Source organism: Kosakonia sp. YIM B13588, from assembly GCF_042788165.1.
In the GTDB taxonomy this organism is placed as follows: domain Bacteria; phylum Pseudomonadota; class Gammaproteobacteria; order Enterobacterales; family Enterobacteriaceae; genus Kosakonia; species Kosakonia sacchari.
The window spans coordinates 1-23,071 of record NZ_JBHZPO010000002.1; the positions used below are offsets into that span (position 1 = coordinate 1).

Annotated in this window: 23 protein-coding genes and 1 other RNA gene; 9 read left to right on the forward strand and 15 right to left on the reverse strand. The window is 55.2% G+C overall.

The window, feature by feature from the left end; genetic code table 11:
• Positions 1-129: 129 nt before the first annotated feature.
• The 3 genes from ACFX4U_RS05740 (at position 130) to pnuC (ending at position 2,244) form a co-directional block, all read left to right on the forward strand.
• A non-coding RNA gene (locus ACFX4U_RS05740) (RtT sRNA) lies at positions 130-265 on the forward strand.
• Positions 266-442: 177 nt separating this feature from the next.
• Positions 443-1,486 (forward strand): quinolinate synthase NadA, encoded by a 1,044-nt coding sequence (gene nadA / locus ACFX4U_RS05745; RefSeq protein WP_313510471.1) that lies wholly within the window; start codon positions 443-445, stop codon positions 1,484-1,486.
• A 38-nt stretch (positions 1,487-1,524) separates the two neighbouring features.
• The gene (gene pnuC, locus ACFX4U_RS05750) at positions 1,525-2,244 is read left to right on the forward strand and encodes a nicotinamide riboside transporter PnuC (protein WP_305736717.1); all 720 of its coding nucleotides are present in this window, start codon (positions 1,525-1,527) and stop codon (positions 2,242-2,244) included.
• Here the strand turns inward: pnuC and zitB are convergent.
• Together zitB and ACFX4U_RS05760 are read right to left on the reverse strand one after the other, a co-directional pair.
• On the reverse strand, positions 2,241-3,173 hold the full coding sequence (gene zitB / locus ACFX4U_RS05755; RefSeq protein ID WP_313510445.1) for a CDF family zinc transporter ZitB: 933 nt from the start codon (positions 3,171-3,173) through the stop codon (positions 2,241-2,243). The genes pnuC and zitB overlap by 4 nt on opposite strands.
• A 127-nt stretch (positions 3,174-3,300) precedes the next feature.
• Entirely contained in the window at positions 3,301-3,678 is a 378-nt protein-coding gene (locus tag ACFX4U_RS05760) for a protein YbgS (RefSeq protein ID WP_305737631.1), read from the reverse strand.
• 317 nt (positions 3,679-3,995) lie between these two features.
• Here ACFX4U_RS05760 and aroG point away from each other — a divergent pair, with 317 nt between their 5' ends.
• Positions 3,996-5,048, forward strand: coding sequence for a 3-deoxy-7-phosphoheptulonate synthase AroG (gene aroG, locus ACFX4U_RS05765; protein WP_305736715.1), 1,053 nt, complete (start codon positions 3,996-3,998; stop codon positions 5,046-5,048).
• A 57-nt stretch (positions 5,049-5,105) separates the two neighbouring features.
• Here the strand turns inward: aroG and gpmA are convergent, their stop codons facing one another.
• The 9 genes from gpmA to modE all read right to left on the reverse strand — a co-directional run bounded on the left by gpmA (position 5,106) and on the right by modE (position 14,663).
• Positions 5,106-5,858, reverse strand: a complete 753-nt coding sequence (gpmA, locus tag ACFX4U_RS05770) for a 2,3-diphosphoglycerate-dependent phosphoglycerate mutase (protein WP_017455962.1) — start codon at positions 5,856-5,858, stop codon at positions 5,106-5,108.
• Positions 5,859-6,066: 208 nt separating this feature from the next.
• The gene (gene galM / locus ACFX4U_RS05775) at positions 6,067-7,107 is read right to left on the reverse strand and encodes a galactose-1-epimerase (protein WP_305736714.1); all 1,041 of its coding nucleotides are present in this window, start codon (positions 7,105-7,107) and stop codon (positions 6,067-6,069) included.
• The gene (gene galK, locus ACFX4U_RS05780) at positions 7,101-8,249 is read right to left on the reverse strand and encodes a galactokinase (protein ID WP_313510452.1); all 1,149 of its coding nucleotides are present in this window, start codon (positions 8,247-8,249) and stop codon (positions 7,101-7,103) included. Before galK ends, galM begins: the two co-directional genes overlap by 7 nt.
• A 2-nt stretch (positions 8,250-8,251) precedes the next feature.
• Entirely contained in the window at positions 8,252-9,298 is a 1,047-nt protein-coding gene (galT, locus tag ACFX4U_RS05785; RefSeq protein ID WP_313510454.1) for a galactose-1-phosphate uridylyltransferase, read from the reverse strand.
• A 10-nt stretch (positions 9,299-9,308) separates the two neighbouring features.
• A complete protein-coding gene (gene galE, locus ACFX4U_RS05790) occupies positions 9,309-10,325 on the reverse strand; it encodes a UDP-glucose 4-epimerase GalE (RefSeq protein ID WP_017455966.1) in 1,017 nt (338 codons plus the stop codon).
• Between the two features lie 217 nt (positions 10,326-10,542).
• Complete coding sequence (locus ACFX4U_RS05795; RefSeq protein ID WP_313510458.1) at positions 10,543-11,238, reverse strand: site-2 protease family protein; 696 nt, start codon at positions 11,236-11,238, stop codon at positions 10,543-10,545.
• Positions 11,239-11,241: 3 nt separating this feature from the next.
• Positions 11,242-12,162, reverse strand: a complete 921-nt coding sequence (locus ACFX4U_RS05800) for a DUF2167 domain-containing protein (protein ID WP_380218667.1) — start codon at positions 12,160-12,162, stop codon at positions 11,242-11,244.
• Positions 12,163-12,337: 175 nt separating this feature from the next.
• Complete coding sequence (gene modF, locus ACFX4U_RS05805) at positions 12,338-13,807, reverse strand: molybdate ABC transporter ATP-binding protein ModF (protein WP_313510461.1); 1,470 nt, start codon at positions 13,805-13,807, stop codon at positions 12,338-12,340.
• A 67-nt stretch (positions 13,808-13,874) separates the two neighbouring features.
• On the reverse strand, positions 13,875-14,663 hold the full coding sequence (gene modE / locus ACFX4U_RS05810; protein WP_200551623.1) for a molybdenum-dependent transcriptional regulator: 789 nt from the start codon (positions 14,661-14,663) through the stop codon (positions 13,875-13,877).
• A gap of 164 nt (positions 14,664-14,827) precedes the next feature.
• On the opposite strand from modE, the gene ACFX4U_RS05815 reads away from it, so the two are divergent.
• From ACFX4U_RS05815 to modC, 4 genes are all read left to right on the forward strand, one after another.
• Entirely contained in the window at positions 14,828-14,977 is a 150-nt protein-coding gene (locus ACFX4U_RS05815; protein WP_017455971.1) for an AcrZ family multidrug efflux pump-associated protein, read from the forward strand.
• Between the two features lie 181 nt (positions 14,978-15,158).
• Positions 15,159-15,935: a molybdate ABC transporter substrate-binding protein gene (gene modA, locus ACFX4U_RS05820; protein ID WP_313510464.1), complete on the forward strand. Its 777-nt coding sequence runs from the start codon at positions 15,159-15,161 to the stop codon at positions 15,933-15,935.
• Positions 15,932-16,621, forward strand: coding sequence for a molybdate ABC transporter permease subunit (modB, locus tag ACFX4U_RS05825; RefSeq protein WP_017455973.1), 690 nt, complete (start codon positions 15,932-15,934; stop codon positions 16,619-16,621). Before modA ends, modB begins: the two co-directional genes overlap by 4 nt.
• 3 nt (positions 16,622-16,624) lie before the next feature.
• Positions 16,625-17,683, forward strand: coding sequence for a molybdenum ABC transporter ATP-binding protein ModC (modC, locus tag ACFX4U_RS05830; RefSeq protein ID WP_175272660.1), 1,059 nt, complete (start codon positions 16,625-16,627; stop codon positions 17,681-17,683).
• A 109-nt stretch (positions 17,684-17,792) separates the two neighbouring features.
• On the opposite strand, the gene ACFX4U_RS05835 is transcribed toward modC, so the two are convergent.
• Complete coding sequence (locus ACFX4U_RS05835) at positions 17,793-18,611, reverse strand: pyridoxal phosphatase (RefSeq protein WP_313510469.1); 819 nt, start codon at positions 18,609-18,611, stop codon at positions 17,793-17,795.
• 156 nt (positions 18,612-18,767) lie between these two features.
• Between ACFX4U_RS05835 and pgl the strand changes: the two genes are divergently transcribed.
• Complete coding sequence (gene pgl, locus ACFX4U_RS05840) at positions 18,768-19,763, forward strand: 6-phosphogluconolactonase (RefSeq protein ID WP_305736706.1); 996 nt, start codon at positions 18,768-18,770, stop codon at positions 19,761-19,763.
• Between the two features lie 61 nt (positions 19,764-19,824).
• Here pgl and ACFX4U_RS05845 read toward each other — a convergent pair whose 3' ends face one another.
• The 3 genes from ACFX4U_RS05845 to bioA all read right to left on the reverse strand — a co-directional run bounded on the left by ACFX4U_RS05845 (position 19,825) and on the right by bioA (position 23,043).
• Positions 19,825-21,108: a putative acyl-CoA thioester hydrolase gene (locus ACFX4U_RS05845; protein WP_313510473.1), complete on the reverse strand. Its 1,284-nt coding sequence runs from the start codon at positions 21,106-21,108 to the stop codon at positions 19,825-19,827.
• A 113-nt stretch (positions 21,109-21,221) separates the two neighbouring features.
• The gene (locus ACFX4U_RS05850; protein ID WP_045514006.1) at positions 21,222-21,698 is read right to left on the reverse strand and encodes a kinase inhibitor; all 477 of its coding nucleotides are present in this window, start codon (positions 21,696-21,698) and stop codon (positions 21,222-21,224) included.
• Positions 21,699-21,756: 58 nt separating this feature from the next.
• Complete coding sequence (gene bioA / locus ACFX4U_RS05855) at positions 21,757-23,043, reverse strand: adenosylmethionine--8-amino-7-oxononanoate transaminase (RefSeq protein WP_313508848.1); 1,287 nt, start codon at positions 23,041-23,043, stop codon at positions 21,757-21,759.
• Between the last annotated feature and the right edge of the window lie 28 nt (positions 23,044-23,071).

Genomic DNA, 23,071 nt, shown 5'->3' on the forward strand with positions numbered 1-23,071 from the left:
ATTGGTCGCAGGTTCGAATCCTGCACGACCCACCAATGTAAAAAAGCGCCCTAAAGGCGCTTTTTTGCTATCTGCCCCGGTTGAAGATTCGACAAAATTGTCGGGAACAATTTTGAACAACGCGCAGCGTTGGCCCGCAGGGCGAGTCTCAGGATGAGACGAGTAACTCTGCAGCAGGTTCGGGTCGAACGTAGTGAGACAACGGAGCCGCTTGCGGCGACGGCCCGAAGGGCGAGCAAAGCGAGTCATCCTGCACGATCCACAAATGTAAAAACGGCGCTGGCGGCGCTTTTTTGCTTTCTGCTATTCCACAAAAATTCCCCACGACATTTTTTGTCCAATCAGCTATCTTGTTTAGTATATAAAACACCGGTGCGCTAATGACGTCACGCATTTGCGTTGTTCTGGTAATTAAGTTAAGCAAGCAAAACGAGTAAGCATGATGAGCGTAATGTTTGATCCTGAAACCGCAATCTATCCGTTCCCGCCCAAACCCACACCGCTAAACCTGCATGAGAAGCAGTTTTACCGCGAGAAAATCAAGCGCTTGCTCAAAGAGCGAGATGCGGTGATGGTTGCGCACTACTATACCGACCCGGAAATTCAGCAACTGGCGGAAGAGACGGGCGGTTGTATCTCTGATTCGCTGGAGATGGCGCGTTTTGGTGCCAGACATTCCGCCTCAACGCTGCTGGTAGCAGGCGTTCGTTTTATGGGGGAAACCGCCAAAATCCTCAGCCCGGAAAAAACCATCCTGATGCCGACATTGCATGCGGAATGCTCGCTTGATCTCGGCTGTCCGATCGAGGAGTTCAGCGCCTTTTGTGATGCGCACCCGGATCGTACCGTGGTGGTTTACGCCAACACCTCAGCGGCCGTGAAAGCGCGTGCCGACTGGGTTGTGACCTCAAGTATCGCGGTAGAGTTAATTGAGCATCTCGACAGCCTTGGCGAGAAAATTATCTGGGCTCCGGATCGCCATCTCGGTAACTATGTACAAAAACAGACCGGCGCGGATGTGCTGTGCTGGCAGGGCGCGTGCATCGTGCATGATGAATTCAAAACGCAAGCACTGACGCGCATGAAAGCACTCTATCCTGATGCTGCCATCCTCGTGCATCCTGAATCGCCGCAGGCAGTCGTGAATCTGGCCGATGCTGTCGGCTCAACCAGCCAGCTTATCGCAGCAGCAAAAACACTGCCAAATAAGCAGCTTATCGTCGCGACCGATCGCGGTATCTTTTATAAAATGCAGCAGGCCGTGCCGGAAAAAAAGTTGCTGGAAGCGCCTACCGCAGGTGAGGGGGCGACGTGTCGCAGCTGCGCGCACTGCCCGTGGATGGCGATGAACGGTCTGAAAGCGATCGCTGAAAGCCTGGAAAACGGTGGCGCGGAGCATGAAATCCACGTTGATGCCGCGCTGCGTGAAGGCGCGCTGCTGCCGCTTAACCGTATGCTCGATTTTGCGGCTACACTACGTTCTTAGTGAATAATCAATGCGTAGCAATACGCTGTGGGGAAAGAATGGATTTTTTTAGTACACAGAACATCCTGGTGCATATCCCGATTGGCACCGGTGGGTACGATCTTTCATGGATTGAAGCCACAGGCACACTGGCAGGCTTATTGTGCATCTGGCTCGCCAGCCTTGAGAAAATCAGCAATTACGCGTTTGGTTTGGTCAACGTGACGCTGTTTGCGATTATTTTCTTCCAGATCCAGCTGTATGCCAGCTTACTGTTGCAGCTGTTTTTCTTTGTCGCCAACATTTACGGCTGGTATGCCTGGTCGCGGCAAACCTCACAGAATGAAGCCGAATTGCAAATTCGCTGGCTGCCGTTACCCAAAGCGATGAGCTGGCTGGCGGTATGTGTGGTGGCGATTGGCTTGATGACCTTCTTTATCGATCCGGTCTTCGCCTTTCTGACGAAAATCGCCGTTGCCGTCATGCAAGCGTTGGGGCTGAACGTGGTCATGCCGCAATTACAGCCCGATGCGTTCCCGTTCTGGGACTCCAGCATGATGGTGCTCTCCATCGTGGCGATGATCCTGATGACGCGCAAATACGTTGAGAACTGGCTGCTGTGGGTGGTGATTAATGTGATAAGCGTGGTGATCTTTGCACTGCAGGGTGTCTGGGCGATGTCGCTGGAGTATCTGATCCTGACCTTTATCGCCCTTAACGGCAGCAGGATGTGGATTAACAGTGCGCGTGAGCGGGGTTCTCACGCGCTTTCGCATTAATGCGAGTGTGAATGGTGATGGTCAGGCTGCGTCTCGCCCAGATGGCAGTCTGGCCCGCTACAGGGCTGGTACTCCATCTGCACCGTCGCATGTTCAATCTCATAATGATGTGACAGAAAGTGGTGGATCTCGCCCAGTAGCTTGTCATGGTCGCGCGGAGGGATCACCTGCACATGCAACGTCATGAGCGGTTTTTCACCAACCAGCCAGACATGCACGTGGTGAACATCCCGCACCTCCGGGATAGCGCGTCGCAGATGGCGTTGCAACGCGCCAATATCCATCGAGCCCGGCGCGCCTTCCAGCAGCTCGTTAACGCTCTCTTTCATTAGCCGCCAGGCGCTGCGTAACACCAGCGCGGAAACCAGCACCGAGAGTATCGGGTCAATCGGCGTCCAGCCGGTGAATAAAATCACCAGTGCCGCAGCGATGGCACCGACAGAACCGAGTAAGTCACCCAGCACATGCAGTGCGGCGGCACGGACATTCAGGTTTTTCTCTTCGCTCCCCCGGTGCAGTAACCAGAACGCGAGCACATTGGCCACAAGCCCGGCAATCGCAATTACCATCATGGTTAAGCCTGCAACGGGCTGTGGATGGGTGAAACGCTGAATAGCTTCCCAGACAATCCACACGGTAATCAGTACCAGCGCCAGCGCATTGATGAATGCTGCAAGTGTAGTCAAACGCAGCCAGCCAAACGTACGGTGAGCGCTGGGGGGCTGGCGCGCAAAGTAAACCGCTAATAACGCAAAAAGCAGCGCGGCGGCGTCCGTCAGCATATGGCCGGCATCGGCAAGCAGCGCCAGAGAGCCGGAAATTAGGCCGCCGACCACTTCGATAACCATAAACACAGCGGTAACGATAAACGCCAGCAGCAGGCGCCGGGCGTTGGCATCAGCGGGAGTGTGCGAGTGTGAATGCGCCATGGGCGGGTTCTTCCTTGTAATTATTTTAACGCCTTACATCATTGCAGATTTTTCAGTTTGCGGGGGAGACTGGAGAGAAAAAAGTAAGGAGAGCCGAAGCTCTCCCTGATGATTAATGCACCGGATTTTACTGGGTTGTGCCGTCGGTTTTCTTATCGACGCTATGGTTGTTACCGCTTTCGGTTTCAACCTTTTTGTTCACATCCGGGCAGCGGCCATCTTTACACATGGTGTTTTTATGCACCTGATCTTTGCTCATATGCTGCTTGGAGTTGTGCTGAGTGGTCGAGTTGGTATTCATGCTACCGTTGTTGATCTGGCTGTTATCCACATTGTTTGGCGCAACATTCTGTTTTGCGTCCGGTGCCGGTTGACCAGCAGCTGCTGCGGCATTGGCATCGCCGTTACTGTCGCTGGAAGATGCTGCGTCGGCCGCGTAGGCTGCGCCACCTGCGAAAGTCAGCGTCGTCGTCAGTAAAAGAGTCGCTAATTTATTCATTTTCATCATGATGCTCCTGTTCCGGTCGTTTTACCGCCGCTGAGGCCGGTAAAAGCAGCGCGAACGAATTATCACGCTCAGTGGTTTAAGATGCCATTCTTGTGCAATATGGCAGCATGGAATAGCGATAAAACTAAAAATAAAAGTGTTAACAGTTAAAAAGTGTAGTGCTGATATCGCCACCCGCTACTTTTTAACGCGATTTGGCCCTATTCCAGGAATTATCCGGGTAAAGTGTAAAATCGCGTTTACACTTCGCCGCCGACGAGATAGATTGGAAAGATTGCATTCATCAAAAAAAGTATGGCCAGACTGGAACGAACATGAATTATCAGAACGACGATTTACGTATTAAAGAGATCAATGAGTTATTACCTCCTGTAGCACTCCTTGAAAAATTCCCCGCCACTGAAACCGCCGCCAATACGGTCTCGCATGCCCGCAAAGCGATTCATAAGATCCTGCGCGGTAATGATGATCGTCTGCTGGTGGTTATCGGTCCGTGTTCCATTCACGATCCTGCGGCGGCAAAAGAGTACGCTGCGCGTCTGCTGGCATTGCGTGAAGCGTTAAAAGACGATTTAGAAATCGTTATGCGCGTTTACTTTGAAAAACCGCGTACCACAGTGGGCTGGAAAGGGCTGATTAACGATCCGCACATGGATAACAGCTTCCAGATTAACGACGGATTGCGTATTGCGCGTAAGCTGCTGCTGGAAATCAATGACAGCGGTTTACCGGCAGCGGGGGAATTCCTCGATATGATCACCCCACAATACATGGCCGATCTGATGAGCTGGGGAGCGATTGGCGCGCGTACGACGGAATCTCAGGTGCATCGTGAGCTGGCTTCCGGCCTCTCATGCCCGGTGGGGTTCAAAAACGGCACCGATGGCACCATTAAAGTCGCTATTGACGCGATTAACGCCGCAGGTGCGCCGCACTGCTTCTTGTCCGTCACCAAATGGGGCCACTCCGCCATTGTGAACACCGCTGGTAACGGTGATTGCCACATCATCCTGCGCGGCGGTAAAGAGCCAAACTACAGCGCGAAGCATGTCGCAGAAGTAAAAGTCGGCCTGCAGAAAGCTGGCCTGGAGCCGCAGGTGATGATCGACTTCAGTCATGCTAACTCCAGCAAACAGTTCAAGAAACAGATGGAAGTGGGCGCGGATGTGTGCCAGCAGATCGCCGGGGGTGAAAAAGCCATTATCGGTGTGATGATTGAAAGCCATCTGGTGGAAGGCAACCAGAGCCTGGAGAGCGGTGAACCGCTGGTGTACGGTAAAAGCGTTACCGACGCCTGCATCGGTTGGGACGATACCGAAACGCTTTTACGCCAGCTCGCGGCGGCAGTAAAAGCACGACGCAGTTAACTGGTTGCACAAATAAAAAAGCGTGGAAAGTTCCACGCTTTTTTTATGGGCGAAAACTTACTTCGCTTTACCCTGGTTTGCTACCGCAGCAGCTTTCGCGGCGATCTCGTCCGCGTTACCCAGGTAGTAGTGTTTCAGCGGTTTGAAGTTTTCGTCGAACTCATAGACCAGCGGTACGCCAGTCGGGATGTTCAGCTCGAGGATCTCTTCTTCGCTCATGTTATCAAGGTATTTCACCAGCGCGCGCAGGGAGTTACCGTGAGCGGCGATGATCACGCGCTCCCCGCTTTTCAGGCGCGGCAGAATGGTGTCGTTCCAGTAAGGAATGACGCGATCGATGGTCAGCGCCAGGCTTTCAGTCTGCGGCAGCTCGGCATCGGTCAGTTTCGCGTAGCGCGGATCGTGGCCCGGGAAACGTTCGTCATCTTTGGTCAGCGCTGGCGGAGTGACAGCAAAGCCGCGACGCCACTGTTTAACCTGCTCGTCACCGTATTTTTCAGCGGTTTCAGCTTTGTTCAGACCCTGCAGCGCCCCGTAATGACGCTCGTTGAGTTTCCAGCTTTTCTCTACCGGCAACCACGCCTGATCCAGCTCGTCCAGCACGTTCCACAGCGTATGGATGGCACGTTTCAGCACAGAGGTATAAGCAAAATCGAAGGTGTAGCCTTCCTCTTTCAGCAGTTTGCCTGCCGCTTTTGCTTCGCCAACGCCTTTTTCGGACAGATCAACATCGTACCAACCGGTAAAGCGGTTTTCGTTGTTCCACTGGCTTTCGCCATGACGAACCAGAACCAGCTTAGTAACAGCCATACACTTACTCCTGTGAGCCTGATTGAATGATAACAATTCTCATTATATTGCCGTGAAGGTGCTCCCGGCAACGGTTACCCATAACCATAGCGAAAATAGCCGCTGAGTGTAAGGTGCTTGTGAATCAGGGGTTATGGTTTTGTCGATAAGTGGCGCATATTTCAGCAAAACGGGTAAAAAAAGCCCTCCATAAGGAGGGCGGGGGGATTTACTGCGCAATAAAGTGGTATTCCGTCAGGCTGACATAAACGTCGCCAGGCAGTAAGAAGCAGTCCGGCTGCGGGAAATCCGGGCGGTTCGGGCTGTCGGGCAAAAACTCGCTCTCCAGCGCCAGTCCTTGCCACGCGTTATAGGTTTTACCGCCGCGTGCTGGCGTTCCTTCCAGATAATTACCGGAATAGAACTGGAGCGCAGGCGCGCTGGTATACACCGTCATTTGCAGCTGTTTGTCCGCAGACCACAACTGCGCGGCGGGCTGACTGACGTCGCCTTTTGCCTGCAATAAAAACGCATGGTCGTAACCTTTCACCACGCGCTGATCGTCCTCAGCCAGAAAATCCTGCGCTACGGTTTTCGGGGTGCGGAAATCAAAACTGGTCCGCTCGACATCTTTCAACCCGTCCGTCGGAATGCCCATCTCATCCACCGGCAGGTAAGCATCCGCCAGCAGTTGCAACGTGTGGTTGCGAACATCCGACTGATCACCATCCAGGTTAAAATAAGCGTGGTTAGTCAGGTTGACCGGGCACGGTTTATCGGTAGTTGCACGATATTCAATGGCAAGTCGGTTATCGTCGCCGAGGCGGAAATGCGCGCGGGTATGAACGTTTCCGGGGAATCCCTGATCGCCATCCGCTGAATTCAGGACGAAGACCACTTCGTTATCATTCTGCCGCTCTATCAACCAGCGCCGTTTGTCGAACCCTTCCGGGCCGCCATGCAGCTGGTTTTCACCCTGGCTTGGCGTCAACGTATAGGTGTGGCCATCCAGCGTGAAACGGCTTTTGGCGATACGGTTGGCGTAACGGCCCACCGACGCGCCCAGATACGCCGTCTGTTGCAGGTAGTGTTCCGGCGTGGCGCAGCCCAGCAGCGCTTCACGCACGGAACCATCTTTTAACGGCACACGCGCGGATAACAGCGTCGCGCCCCAGTCCATCAATGTCACCACCATCCCGGCGCTATTGCGCAGGGTGATCAGGCGAAAGGGCAGCCCATCCGGGGCTGCTGCAGAAGCTTCGTTTAGCACTGTCCTGCTCCCTGTGAAGGTTTGCAAACATAGAAGGTTTCTTTGATACCGGTTTTAGCTTCGTACTGGCTTTCTACAGCTTGTTTCACCGCCGGTACCAGTGCTTCCGGCACCAGTGCGACGATGCAGCCACCGAAACCGCCGCCGGTCATGCGCACACCGCCCTGGTCACCGATTGTCGCTTTGACAATCTCGACCAGCATATCAATCTGCGGGACGGTAATTTCAAAATCATCACGCATAGACGCATGGGATTCAGCCATCAGCACGCCCATGCGTTGCAGATCGCCTTTCTCCAGCGCAGCCGCGGCTTCCACGGTACGGGTGTTTTCGGTCAGCACGTGGCGTACGCGTTTGGCGACCAGCGGATCCAGCTCATGCGCCACGGCATTGAACTGGTCGATGCTGACATCGCGCAGCGCTTTTTGCTGGAAGAAGCGCGCGCCAGTTTCACACTGCTCGCGGCGCGTGTTGTACTCACTGCCAACCAGGGTGCGTTTAAAGTTACTGTTGATGATGACGATCGCCACGCCTTCCGGCATCGATACCGCTTTGGTGCCCAGTGAGCGGCAATCGATCAGCAGCGCGCTGCCTTTTTTGCCCAGCGCCGAAATAAGCTGATCCATGATGCCGCAGTTACAGCCGACAAACTGGTTTTCCGCTTCCTGGCCATTGAGAGCAATTTGCGCACCGTCCAGCGGCAGATGATAAAGCTGCTGGAACACGGTTCCGACAGCCACTTCCAGCGAAGCAGAAGAGCTCAGGCCCGCGCCCTGCGGCACATTGCCGCTGATGACCAGATCCGCGCCGCCAAAACTGGCATCGCGTTTTTGCAGATGTTTCACCACGCCGCGCACGTAGTTCGACCACTGCTGGCTGTCGTGAGTCACAATTGGCGCATCCAGCGAGAACTCATCGCTCTGGTTGTCATAATCGGCAGCGATCACCCTAACGATGCGATCAGTACGCGGAGCGCAACTGATCACCGTCTGGTAATCAATGGCGCACGGCAGAACAAAACCGTCGTTATAGTCGGTGTGTTCGCCAATCAGGTTCACGCGACCAGGTGCCTGGATTGTGTGGGTGGCAGGGTAGCCGAATTTTTCAGCAAACAAGGATTGTGTGTTCTCTTTCAGACTCATTGTTATTCTCCGGATTCGCGAAAATGGATATCACTGACCGCGCGCAGGCGTTCGGCGGCTTGCTCTGCCGTCAGGTCACGCTGGGTTTCGGCAAGCATTTCATAGCCGACCATAAATTTACGCACCGTGGCGGAACGCAGCAGCGGCGGGTAGAAATGCGCGTGCAGTTGCCAGTGGTCATTCTCTTCGCCGTTAAACGGTGCGCCATGCCAGCCCATCGAGTAGGGGAACGAGCACTGGAACAGGTTGTCATAACGGCTGGTCAGTTTTTTCAATGCCAGCGCTAAATCACGGCGCTGTTCATCACTTAAATCGGTGATGCGCTGCACATGCGCTTTCGGCAGCAGCAAGGTTTCAAACGGCCACGCAGCCCAGTAGGGAACCACCGCCAGCCAGTGTTCTGTTTCCACCACGGTACGGCTGCCATCATTCAGCTCGCGCGTTGCGTAGTCCAGCAACATGGGGGACTGATACTGAGCGAAATAGTCGCGTTGCAGGCGATCTTCACGATCCACTTCATTTGGCAGGAAGCTGTTAGCCCAGACTTGCCCGTGCGGGTGCGGGTTGGAACAACCCATCGCCGCACCTTTGTTTTCAAACACCTGTACCCACGGGTACTGCTGACCCAGCTCAGCGGTTTGCTGTTGCCAGGTTTTTACAACTGATTCCAGTGCATCGACGCTCAGTTCAGGCAGCGTTTTGCTGTGATCCGGCGAGAAACAGATCACCCGGCTGGTGCCGCGCGCACTCTGGCTGCGCATCAGCGGATCGTCGCTCACCGGCGCGTCCGGCGTGTCGGTCATCAACGCGGCGAAGTCGTTGGTGAACACATAAGTGCTGGTGTAATCCGGATTTTTATCCCCGGTTACGCGGGTATTGCCCGGGCAGAGGAAACAGTCCGGATCGTGCGCCGGCAGGGTTTGTTTCGCAGGCGTCTCTTGCGCCCCTTGCCAGGGGCGTTTTGCGCGGTGCGGTGAAACCAGTATCCACTGGCCGGTCAGCGGGTTGTAACGGCGATGCGGGTGATCGACCGGATTAAATTGCGTCATTACCATTCCTTTAATCGGGATAGCCTTGCGGGTGGCGTGACTGCCAGCGCCAGGTATCTTCTGCCATTTCGTCAAGCGTACGGGTTACGCGCCAGTTCAGCTCTTTATCCGCTTTGCTGGCATCAGCCCAGTAGGCCGGGAGATCGCCATCGCGGCGCGGCGCGTAGTGCCAGGCCACCGGTTTGCCACAGGCTTTACTGAAGGCATTCACCACATCCAGCACGCTGCTGCCGACGCCCGCGCCGAGGTTATAGATATGCACACCTGGTTTACCGGCCAGTTGTTGCATGGCCGCGACATGACCGTCCGCCAGATCCATCACGTGGATGTAATCACGCACGCCGGTGCCGTCTGGTGTCGGATAATCACTGCCGAAAATCGCCAGCGAATCGCGGCGACCAACGGCAACCTGGGCAATATACGGCATCAGGTTGTTCGGGATGCCCTGCGGATCTTCGCCCATATCGCCTGACGGATGCGCGCCAACCGGGTTGAAGTAGCGCAGCAGCGCAATGCTCCACTCCGGCTGCGCTTTTTGCAGGTCGGTGAGGATCTGTTCCACCATCAGTTTGCTTTTGCCATAGGGGCTTTGCGGTGTGCCGGTTGGGAAGCTTTCCACATAAGGGATTTTCGGCTGGTCGCCGTAAACGGTGGCAGATGAGCTGAAAATGAAGTTTTTAACGTTCGCGGCGCGCATCGCGTTAATCAGGCGCAGCGTGCCGTTGACGTTGTTGTCGTAATACTCCAGCGGCTTCGCGACGGATTCGCCAACGGCTTTCAGTCCGGCGAAGTGGATCACCGCTTCAATGGCGTGATCGTGCAGGATCTCTGCCAGCAGCGCTTCATCGCGAATGTCGCCTTCGACGAACAGCGCGCTTTTTCCGCCAAAACGCTCGATCTCATTGAGCACGCTGCGCTTACTGTTACAGAGATTGTCGAGGATGATAACGTCGTGGCCGTTTTGCAGCAGTTGCACGCAGGTATGACTTCCAATGTAACCGCTACCACCTGTAACCAGAACTCGCATATTTCCCTCCATAAAGCATTTGATATGAACAAACCTTAGCATAACAGAGAGGTGAAAACTGTGACATGGGATAAATTAGTGGAATCGTTTACACTCAATTTTCTGCCAGCCGGTTTGTGGGGTAAACGCCAGAAAAACCCCGCAATAGCGGGGTTCGTCTGACGCAAGTAAAAAGTCTTAAAAATGCTGTCACTGCGGTGCAGCAACGCAGGCGGCATCAGCGAAAGCCGGATAACGCCTCGTGGAGGTTATAAGTCATCAGGGAGAGCCAGGCAATCAGCCCGAAGTACAAAAGCGTATATTCCAGACGTTTGCCAGGGGTCAGCGTGTCGAGATTCGGTTGATCATGGCGCCGCGCCCAGATTTGTGATGCCGCGAGAAAGCACACCAGCAGTAACAGCGGGCTTGGGTGAAGGTAAAAGAAACCCAGCAGTACGGGAATGCCCAGGTACCAGATCTTGCGCGAGATGGCGACCGTAATGCGCCCGCCATCCAGCGGCGGCACGGGGATCAGATTAAACAGATTAAGCACAAAACCTGAATAGGCTACCGCCATCAGTAGTGAACTGTGGACATACTCCGCCAGATAGTAACAACCGAGGGCGGCAAGCGAGCCGAGCAGCGGGCCGGCAATGCCGACCCAGGCTTCGGTTTCTGCATCTGGCAGCTCATCTTTCAACGCGATCCAGGCACCCACGAAGGGGATAAACATCGGTAATCCCGTCGCTAACCCGCGTTGACGCGCCGCCAGATAGTGCCCCAGCTCATGGCAAAACAGCAGCACCACAAGCCCCGTCGCATACGGCCAGCCGAAGGCGAGCGCGTAGGTGGCGATCGACAGCAGCATGGTGGCCCCGGAAAGGAAAAACTTCCCGAGGCTTGCCCCTTTAAGCAGCAGCAAGAGCATGCTCATGGTTTACTCGGCTTTTTTGCGAAACAGCATTTTTTTCACACCCATGCCGAATGCCGCCACGGCGATCAGGCCAAGTTTCCAGAACTTCAGCAACGTCACACCGATAAGTGCCAGTAGACCCAGTTTTTTCGCCGCCAGACCGCCAATCAGCGCCGCCAGCCCATATTCGGCAATCTTGTCGGTAGAGGCATTAAAGTCGCTGTATTTTTTGCCGTCATTAAAGGTCACGGCGTTGAGTAACGTCTTGGCGAGCGGTTTTTCTTGCTCAACGGTGCCGCGATCGGTCACCAGGTTTAACGACAGATAACCTTCCCGACCCAGCAGGTAGGTGTTGTAGTTAACACCCTGTTCTTTTTCCGGCACGTTGCTGCCAATATCGCGGATAGCCGCAGACCAAATCAGGCGATGAGTGGCCGCCTCGTAGGTGGGTTTTTCTACCCAACCCAATACTTCAATTGGCGGGATGCCTTTTTCGCTACGCTCTTTATTGCCCGCTTTGGTGCCTTCCTGCAAATTGCTCAGCAGTTCGTCGGCGTCCCAGTCTTTGGCATCGTCATCTTTGATATAACCGGCGTCGGCATATTCAATCGAAACAAAGCCGGAAATATCATTACTGAATACCAGACCATAAAAAGAGTTGTTATCAACATGGTTACCCAGTGCGCGCATAAATACTGCTGCCTGCTGCGAGGGAATATAAGCAAAACCTTCAGGCAGGTTCAGAATCGCCTGATTACCGAGATCAATTTTATGCGGGCCGTGAATACTGGCACGCTGCATATTTTCAACGGCTTGCTTTAATTGTGCGTCCTGCCCGGAAGCTGGTGTTTGCGCACTCTCATCGGCGAAAGCGACACTGCAGAAACCCAGTAACAGCGCCGCAGCCAGAGAAACGGCGCGGGTGATGCGGAGGAATTGATTCATCATAGTCCCGTAATTTTTTACCCGGCGTCCATCGACGGGCTTTTTTCTTGCCATAACAAAAACTGGCCGCTGACAATTTTATGTTGCCAACTGACCAGTCAGAGATCGTTATTATGTTGCTTATTTAAAACGGGGCTATTACATCATATCCGGCGAAATGGAACCATCCCCCTAATTATTGTGGTGTAAGTTGATAACGATATCCGTCACCTTCGGGCACAAATTCAAGCTTGTGGGTAATACAAGCGGGTGCGTCTCCGGCATGGTGCGAAACAAATAACAGTTGGGTTTCGCCTTCGCTAATTAATACATCAACAAAGCGGCGAATAAGCTGGCGGTTTAAAGGATCAAGACCTTGTAACGGTTCATCAAGAATGAGCAGCGTCGGGTGCTTGACCAGCGCACGCACAATCAACGCCAGCCGCTGCTGACCCCAGGAGAGGCTGCTAAACGGTGCGTCGGCGCTACGTGCATCGAAACCTAGAATATCCAGCCAGCGCTGTGCCAGTTTGTGTTGTTTGTCCGATACCGCCTGGTAAATACCAATCGAGTCGAAATAACCAGAGAGGATGACATTGCGCAAGTTGGTGCTGACGCGGTAATCCAGATGCAGGCTGCTGCTGACATAGCCAATATGCTTTTTGATATCCCAGATGGTTTCACCGCTGCCGCGGCGCCGGCCAAACAGCGTCAAATCGTTGCTGTAGCCCTGCGGATGATCGCCGGTTATCAGGCTGAGCAGCGTGGATTTGCCCGCACCGTTCGGGCCGACGATCTGCCAGTGCTCGCCAGGATTTACCGTCCATGAAAGGTGGTCGATGATTGGCCGGTCGTTATAAGAGACGACGCCATCGTTCAGCACGATAAGCGGCGCGTCTGCGTTCAATGTTTCACGTGCGGGCGGCGCATCCGGTTCTGGTAATGCAATACCGGATAATTTTTCGCTGTGGGCTAACTGGGCGATCAGCGCTTGTTGCAACAGGGCTGCTTTTTCTCCGGTCTTTGTAAGCGAGCAATCCACCAGAACCCCGGCGTGTTGCACAAAGTCAGGTATTTCATCAAAGCGGTTCAGCACCAGCACCAGCGTAAAGCCGTCGGCATTGAGGCGCGCGAGCAGCTCCGCCAGTTGCTGTCGTGAGTGAACGTCAAGCCCATCGAAAGGCTCATCAAGGATCAGTAAATCCGGTTCGGCCATCAGGGCCTGGCAAAGCAGCGTTTTACGGGTTTCGCCGGTCGAGAGGTATTTAAAGCGTCTCTCCAGCAGATGCGAGATGCCAAACTGCGCCGCCAGTTGCGCACAGCGCTGCGCGTCTTGCACCTCATCCTGAATAATCTCTGCGGTGGTACGCCCGGTATCCTCTTCATCGGGGCTGAGCATATCGGTGTTATTGCGCTGCCACTCGTCGATGACCAGCTTTTGCAACTGCTCGAAAGAGAGGCGGGTGAGGCGGGTAAACTGGCACTGGCGTTCACCTTTCAGTAAGGTCAGCTCCTCCGCCAGCGCGCGAGCCAGCGCTGACTTGCCGCTGCCATTCGCGCCGACAAAAGCCCAGCTTTCGCCAGCGCGTAGCGCTAAGTGTTCAATGTGCAGCGTGCGGGTGTCGCTAAGACGAAACGTACCTTGCGAAATTTGCAATGATGACATTATGTATCCCATTTTTTGCAGCGTAGAAACTCAGGGATACGTGCAATGGGCTAGCTTGTCAATGCGATTAGCATAACGTGGCGATAATCACGCGATCGGCATTAAAATATGCGGTCACTTCGCTCTGTTCCTGCAAATTATCCATCTCTTGCGTCGGCACGGTGGCGCACAGCACCTGACCATCTGGCAGCGTCATCAGCACCTCAGTTTGCTGCTCGCCGCGCTCAATATGGCTGATGCGCCCGGTAAGCTGGTTATCCGCCTGCGCGGCGCGTTTGGCATCCTGTGTGATGCTCACCCACGGCGCTTTTAGCAGCACCAGCACCTCTTTGCCTTCGTCGAGACCCAGGCGTTCGCCGCTTTGCGCGGTAATGGCGACTTTGAGACGGGTTTCGCCGTCCGCCAGCAGCACGTCGACATGTTGCTGTACGTGGTTGTGGTCGCGCGCTGTGATGGTGCCAAACCACTGATTGCGTGCGCTGGTCTGCAACGAGAAACGCGAAATCGCCGCCAGCAGGCTGTTTAACGGCAGGGCGTCATCATCACTTAACACGTCAAACGCTTTTTGCTGGATTTGCGCCAACAGATCGTAAAGCTGGATTAAGCGCTGCCCGTAACGCGTCACCACCGCACCGCCGCCGCCTTTACCGCCGGTCGCGCGGTCAACCAGCGTTTGTTCACTGAGTTGATTCATCTCATTAATGGCGTCCCAGGCGCTTTTATAACTGATGCCTGCGTTCTTCGCGCCCTGGCTGATAGAGCCGGTTTCAACAATCTGCTTGAGCAGGGAGATGCGGCGCGGATCGGCAAATAGGCGCTGCTGGAGTTTGAGTGTGAGAAGAATTTCAGCCTGCATTACGCAATGTCCTGGCAAAAGAACTATTGTGAAGGAAAACCGTCACTAAGCCTAGCCTGATGCGGGTGAATGCGCGTAAAGCTGCGAGGCGAATCGCACAAAAGGCGAGTGTTTTTCACCTAAATCAGGCTAGAATGCCCCGTTCACATTTTCTGGAGACGACTATGTTTGAGTTGTTGAAAAGCTTGGTGTTTGCCGTCGTCATGGTGCCTGTCGTGATGGCGATTATCCTGGGGCTTATTTATGGCCTGGGTGAAGTGTTTAACGTCTTTTCCGGCGTCGGTCGCCGCGACCAAAGCCGTCAGCAACGCTGATCCTCTCTTGCAAACGCCCGCTTTCGCGGGCGTTTATCTTTCAGATATTCAAGATCTCCTCACTTCCTGCCGATATATTTAAATAGGTTGCTAATTCTTGATGGGTATTACCTAACCGCCGGGAAACTCTGGTAATATCGTTATGTTTTTACGTATATAACGACACTCACAGGAGTTCCTAATGACACGTACAGGGTTACGCCTTTTTGCCGGGGTGACATTAACGCTCTCCGTTGCCGGGCAAGTTCTGGCGGATGAAGGTAAAATTACCGTTTTTGCTGCAGCATCACTGACCAACGCAATGCAGGATATCGCGGCGGCCTATAAAAAAGAGAAAAACGTTGAGGTGGTCTCCTCATTTGCTTCTTCTTCTACTCTGGCGCGCCAGATTGAAGCGGGGGCCCCGGTGGATCTGTTTATTTCTGCCGATCAGAAATGGATGGATTACGCGGTAGAGAAAAAATCTATCGATACCGCAACCCGCGCAACACTGCTCGGTAACAGCCTGGTGGTTGTGGCTCCCAAAAGCAGTGCGCAGGGCGATATCGTCATTAATGCTAAAACCGACTGGAACAGTCTGCTGAAAGGCGGACGTCTGGCCGTTGGCGACCCGGAACATGTTCCGGCGGGGATTTATGCCAAAGAAGCATTGACCAAACTGGGCGCATGGGAAACCCTGTCGCCGAAGCTGGCTCCGGCGGAAGACGTGCGCGGGGCGCTGGCGTTGGTGGAACGCAGCGAAGCGCCGCTTGGCATTGTCTACGGCTCTGACGCGGTTGCCAGTAAAGGGGTGAAAGTGGTCGGGACCTTCCCGGAAGATTCACACCAAAAAGTTGAGTACCCGCTGGCTATTATCGACGGCCATAAAAACGCGACGGTAACGGCGTTTTATGACTACCTGAAAGGCCCGCAGGCTTCTGAAATCTTTAAACGTTACGGATTTACAACGCACGAATGATATTGACGGATCCCGAATGGCAGGCGGTATTGCTGAGCCTGAAAGTCTCATCCCTGGCAGTCGTTTTCAGTTTGCCGTTTGGGATCTTCTTTGCCTGGCTGCTGGTGCGCTGCACGTTTCCTGGCAAAGCGCTGCTCGACAGTTTGCTGCATCTACCGCTGGTGCTGCCGCCGGTGGTGGTGGGGTATTTATTGCTGGTGGCGATGGGACGACGCGGTTTCATTGGTCAGTGGTTGTATGACTGGTTTGGCATCACCTTCGCCTTTAGCTGGCGTGGCGCGGTGTTGGCCGCCGCGGTGATGTCGTTCCCGCTGATGGTGCGCGCTATCCGTCTGGCACTGGAGAGCGTTGATACCAAACTGGAGCAGGCAGCCCGCACGTTAGGTGCCGGGCGCTGGCGCGTTTTTCTCACCATCACGTTACCGCTTACCTTGCCGGGGATTATCGTTGGCACGGTGCTGGCCTTTGCCCGTTCACTGGGTGAATTCGGCGCGACGATCACCTTCGTTTCCAATATTCCTGGCGAAACCCGCACCATTCCCTCTGCAATGTACACCTTGATTCAGACGCCCGGCGGTGAAGGCGCAGCGGCGCGGTTATGTATTATCTCGATCGTACTGGCACTGGTTTCGCTGTTGGTTTCCGAATGGCTGGCCCGCATTAGCCGCGAAAGGACAGGGAGGTAAGTCATGCTGGAACTCAATTTCACCCAGACGCTGGGTACGCATCGCTTACGCATTGCTGAAAAGCTGCCTGCCAGCGGCATCACCGCGATTTTTGGCGTTTCGGGTGCCGGGAAAACCTCGTTAATCAACGCGATTGGCGGCCTGACACATCCGCAGCAAGGGCGGATTGCGCTGAATAATCGCGTGCTGTTTGATACCGAAAGCAAGATTTGCCTGCCGCCGGAGAAGCGGCGTGTCGGCTATGTTTTCCAGGATGCGCGGCTGTTTCCCCATTACAAAGTGCGCGGCAACCTGCGTTACGGCATGGCTAAATCCATGGCTGGCCAGTTCGACAAGCTGGTGGCGTTACTCGGTATTGAACCGTTGCTGGATCGTTTACCCGGTGGGCTTTCCGGCGGCGAAAAGCAGCGGGTGGCGATTGGCCGCGCGCTGTTAACCGCGCCGGAACTGATGTTACTCGATGAACCGCTGGCGTCGCTGGATATTCCACGTAAGCGCGAGCTGCTGCCATACCTGCAACGACTGGCGCGCGAGATCAATATCCCGATGCTGTACGTCAGCCACTCCCTGGATGAAATCCTGCATCTGGCAGATAAAGTGATGGTGCTGGAGGCGGGAGAAGTAAAGGCCTTCGGCAGCCTGGAAGATGTCTGGGGCAGTCGCGTGATGAACCCGTGGTTACCGGCGGAGCAGCAAAGTAGCGTGTTGAAAGTGGTCGTGCTGGAGCACCATCCGCACTATGCGATGACGGCGCTGGCGCTCGGCGATCAGCATATTTGGGTTAATAAGGTCGACCTTCCGCTGCAAAGTGCGTTGCGGATCCGTATTCAGGCGACCGATGTTTCGCTGGTGCTGCAACCGCCAATGAATACCAGTATCCGTAATATTCTGCGTGCGAAAGTGGCGCAATGTTTTGATATCGACGGCCAGGTGGAAGTGCAACTGGAAGTGGGCAGCCGCACCCTGTGGGCGCGCATCAGTCCGTGGGCCAGAGACGAGCTGGCCGTGAAGCCTGGCCAGTGGTTATATGCGCAAATCAAAAGTGTGTCGATAACCGCGTGATCGGCGGGTTCGCCGCCTGCGATGCATTGTGGATTGTTATCCTCCCGCGCTTGTATTAGCCCCTGGGTAAGGGGCGTAATCTTTTCACCCGGCGAAGCTGAACGGGCGTTTACAGCAGTTCTTTGTAGATAAATTGCGCAATGCTGTCGACGGTGTTGTCGCCAATCACCACGTTAGCATGGGCTTTTACCGCGTCGTCGGCATTGCCCATCGCCACGCCAACACCGGCGGCTTCCAGCATGCTGATATCGTTATAGTTATCGCCAAACGCCACCACGTCCTTCATCGATAGCCCCTGTGACGCGACCCATTCGCTCAGACGTTTGCCTTTGCTGTTGCCCGCGCGGGCGATATCGACCTGATCATGCCATGACCATTCGCACTCCAGCCCCAGCGTTTGCTCCACGTGGTGGGCAAAATTTTTCAGTTTCTGCGTGTCGGTATCGGTGAGCGCGAATTTCCAGATAGCCTCAACCTCCTGTGCCGCTGTGCGCAGGGACGTCACTTGCCGGAAGACCGGGCGCTGCTCGGGCGGCAACTGTTGCGCCCAGGTGTTGGTGCGTTCAACATGACCGGTTGGCTTTTCATAGAGCATGGCGTTGTCGACGTACATCAGGCCGTGAACCGCGTGCTCATCAAGCAGCGTGATCAACTGCTGCGCCTGCGAAACCGGTAACGGATCGGCGCTTAACACTTTTTTTGCATGATAATCATACAAATAAGTGCCATTACAGCAAATTGCAGGTGTATCCGGCGCCAGTGCCTGATAAAAAGGGTGGATGGCAACATGATGCCGGCCTGTCACGATAATCAGTTGATGACCGGCGGCTTTTGCGCGAGCCAGCGCTTCAAGGGATGAGGGCAGAAGCGTTTTTTTCGGGGTCAGTAGCGTACCGTCTAAATCCAGTGCAATCACGCGCGAAGTCATATCGTATTCCGTGGTCGATGTTGAAATTCAAATGTCCGGGGATGGTACACCGGGTCACCGGCTGCGCAAAATCTCCGGGTAAAATTCAGCATCAACCAACAAAAGCAGCTATCCTGGTTACTTAATGCAAAAAAGAATTAGAGGAAAGGAGCGTTCATGAAACAAACCGTTTATACCGCCAGCCCGGAAAGCCAGCAGATCCACGTCTGGCGCCTGAACTCTGAAGGTAACCTGACGCTTGTCCAGGTGGTGGATGTGCCAGGCCAGGTGCAGCCGATGGTCGTCAGCCCGGATAAACGTTACCTCTATGTCGGGGTTCGCCCTGAATTTCGCGTTATCGCATATCGCATCGCGCCGGATGATGGCGCCCTGACTTTCGCGGCGGAATCTCCGCTGCCGGGCAGCCCGACGCATATTTCGACCGATCGCAGCGGGCGCTTCCTGTTCAGCGCATCCTACAACGCGGGCAGTGTGAGTGTTGTCCGTCTGGAGGATGGCCTGCCGACCGGAATTGTTGATGTCGTGGAAGGGCTGGAAGGGTGCCACTCGGCGAATATCTCCCCGGACAACCGCACCCTGTGGACACCGGCACTGAAACAGGATCGCATCTGCCTGTTTACGCTGGCCGATGACGGCAACCTGACGGCGCAGGATCCCGCTGAAGTCACCACTGTCGAGGGCGCCGGCCCGCGTCATATGGCGTTTCACCCGAACCAGCGTTTTGCCTACTGCGTTAATGAACTCAACAGTTCAGTGGATGTCTGGCAGCTCAGCGACGCGCACGGCAACATTGAGTGTGTGCAGACGCTGGATATGATGCCTGCGGATTTCAGCGACACGCGCTGGGCGGCGGATATTCACATCACGCCGGATGGTCGCCATCTTTATACCTGCGATCGTACCGCCAGCATTATTACCGTGTTCAGCGTTTCTGAAGATGGTAGCGTGCTGGCTATCGAAGGCTTCCAGCCAACGGAAACGCAGCCGCGCGGCTTCAATATTGATAATCGCGGTCAATACCTGATTGCCGCCGGGCAGAAATCGCACCACATTGCGGTGTACGAGATTGGTGGCGAGCAAGGGCTGCTGACCGAGAAATCCCGCTATGCCGTAGGCCAGGGGCCGATGTGGGTGGTGGTTAACGCCTTCTGATGCGGTATTTCGCGCATAAAAAAACCTCGCCGCGGCGAGGTTTTTTCTTATCAGGTGCGACTTATTTTTTCGGAATCGCCACAACCTGGCTGCCAACGCCGCGGTTGTTGAACTCCCACATGCGATTGAACTGCGGGTTGTTCAGCTCGCGCTGCACGTTGCCTTTATCGTCAACGGCTCCGGTGTTACCAGCATAGGCACGACCGGAAACGGCGGCATCGGCCCACGGTTTCGCCACGTTAAAGCCTTCGTTGATCACGCTATCGCGGATCACCACCTGGCCGTTGGTGTTGCCATCAACGTCCAGTGAACGGCCGAGCTGCGCAACACCGTTACCGGCGGCGTTAAAGCGGCTGTTCACGGCGAGGAAACCGTAATAAAGGTTAGACAGGGTGGCTGGTGCGAACACGTAACCTTCCTGCTGGGTGCGCGAGTTCACTACGCGGATGTCGGTGTTATCAAACACCACCGCGCCGCGACCGGCCACGATATCGACATCGCCTTCAAGATAGCTATTGGTCACCAGCGTGCGGGTCTGACGATCGGTACGCAGGGTGTTATCCACGCCGCTGTTGGTGACAAAGAAGGTGTTCTGGCGACCCAGAATATTGACGTTGTTGATCTGCACTTTATCGCCATCGCTGCGCAGCGCCACCGCCTGGTGGTTGCCCGCGTCAACGCTGTCACCCAGCGTATTTTCAATGGTCAGGTTTTGCAGTTGCAGGCCGTTATTCTGTGACCAGAAGACCGCAGAACACATTACGCCAACGGTGGCAGTGCGTTTGCTCTGGCAGTTATCGAACATATACCACGCCGGTTTGCCCGGCATGTATTTGCCCGACGGATTGACCAGACGACGCCAGCTGTTCGGGTCCATTTCGGCATCAATAGCCTGTTTGATTTTCACATCCAGCGCTTTCTCGCCGGTACCGTAAATGGTCACGCTGCCGGACGCGGCAGGCACATAAACCGTACCTTCATATTCACCCGGCATCACCGCGATGTACTGACGATCGCTGGCGTGCTTATTGATTGCCGCGTCTACCGCTGCCTGAATGGTAGTGTGCGTCACACCCGGCGTGCCGGCCGGGCCGACCACGAAGTTCGCTTTTTCCGGCAGACGGATTGAGACCGGTTTCCATGCCGCGCTGTCCGGCGTCATGGCGGTAAAATAGCGGTCCGCTACAAAGTTTTTCGCTTCACCTGCGCTGAGGATCGGGCGCGCGGCGGTGCCAGGCGCTTTCTGTTCAGACGGACGTTCCGCCGGCGGGGTTGAGCTACAGGCGGTCAGTGTCACGCCAAAAGCGAGCGCCAGCGCCAGACGGGAAACCGATGATGTGTTCAAGGGGAGCTCCAGACTATGCAAAAGTTGAAAGAGGACGTCAAAGCCTGCTTTTTTATACTAAGTTGAGCGAAACGGGAAGCCGATTTGTACAATCGGCTGTAAATCCCTTCTTTTTAGCTAAAAAGGGCGGTAATTGAGGCGCTGGATAGCGTATGGAAATGGACATTAAAACCGACCATCGCGCCGCTGGCGTTTTCATCGACCTCTATGCGCTCCACGTCCAGGGCATAGACGGTAAAGATATAACGGTGGGTTTCGCCTTTCGGCGGTGCTGCGCCGCCATAACCGGCTTTGCCAAAATCGGTGCGAGTCTGCACCGCGCCATCCGGTAATGCCGCCAGACCGGAACCCGCGCCTTGCGGCAGCACGCGTGTATCAGCGGGAAGATTCGCTACTACCCAGTGCCACCAGCCGGAACCTGTCGGCGCATCCGGGTCGTAGCAGGTCACGACAAAACTTTTGGTACCGGCAGGAACCTCATCCCACGCCAGATGCGGGGAGATATTGTCGCCATCGTAGCCCATACCGTTGAACACCTGGCGATGCGGCAGCTTTTCGCCGTCGCGTAAATCATGGCTGACCAACTTCATATGCACTCCTTCTGCGTTTCATGCGTGCCGGGAAGTGTAGCCGATCCCCGGCAAAATCTCAGGCAAAAAGCTCATCGCGCAGTACGGCGGCATTGACGGCGCGGGTCAAACGGGAGAGTTGCTCCGGGGTGATGATATAAGGCGGCATCAGGTAGATTAGCCGGCCAAACGGGCGCACCCACACGCCTTGTTCAACAAAGAAGCGTTGTAGCGCCGCCATATTGACTGGCGAACGGGTTTCCACCACGCCGATGGCCCCCAGCACGCGCACATCGGCAACATTAGCCGCTTCGCGCGCGGGTGCCAGCTCCGCGTTTAACTGCGCTTCAATTGCCGCCACCTGCGTTTGCCACGCGCCACTTTGCAAAATCCCGAGACTGGCGTTGGCGGCCGCGCAGGCCAGCGGGTTGCCCATAAATGTTGGCCCATGCATAAAGCAGCCCGCTTCGCCATTGCTGATGGTTTCGGCGACGTTGCGCGTGGTGAGCGTTGCCGAAAGCGTCATTGTGCCACCGGTCAGCGCTTTGCCAAGGCACATAATATCCGGGACGATCCCGGCATGTTCACAGGCAAACAGCTTGCCGGTGCGGCCAAAACCGGTGGCGATTTCATCGGCAATCAGCAAGATGCCTTCCCGATCGCACATCTTTCGGATGCGCCTCAGCCATTCCGGGTGATAGATGCGCATACCGCCCGCGCCCTGCACGACAGGCTCTAAAATCACCGCGGCAATGTCATGGCGGTGCGCCGCCATCAGGCGCGCGAAGGCCACCAAGTCGTGCTCGTCCCATTCTTCGTCAAAGCGGCTTTGCGGCGCGGGCGCAAACAGGTTTTCCGGCAAATAGCCTTTCCACAGGCTGTGCATGGAGTTATCCGGATCGCAGACCGACATCGCGCCAAACGTGTCGCCGTGATAACCGTTTCGGAAGGTAAGAAAACGCTGTCGCGGCTCGCCTTTCGCCTGCCAGTACTGCAGCGCCATCTTCATCGCCACTTCCACCGCCACGGAACCGGAGTCGGCCAGAAAAACGCACTCCAGCGGTTCTGGCGTCATCGCGACCAGCTTGCGACACAAGTCAATCGCCGGCTGGTGGGTGATGCCGCCAAACATCACATGCGATACCGCGTCGATTTGCGCTTTCATCGCCGCGTTAATCTCCGGATGCCCGTAGCCGTGGATTGCCGCCCACCAGGAGGACATGCCGTCTATCAAGTGTTCGCCGCTGCTGAGTATCAGCTCGCAACCCTGTGCGGACTGCACCGGGTAAACGGGCAGCGGAGAGGTCATGGAGGTGTAAGGATGCCAGATATGTCGCGCGTCAAAAGCGAGATCGTCCAGGGTCATAATCGACTTGTAAACCAAATTAAAAAGT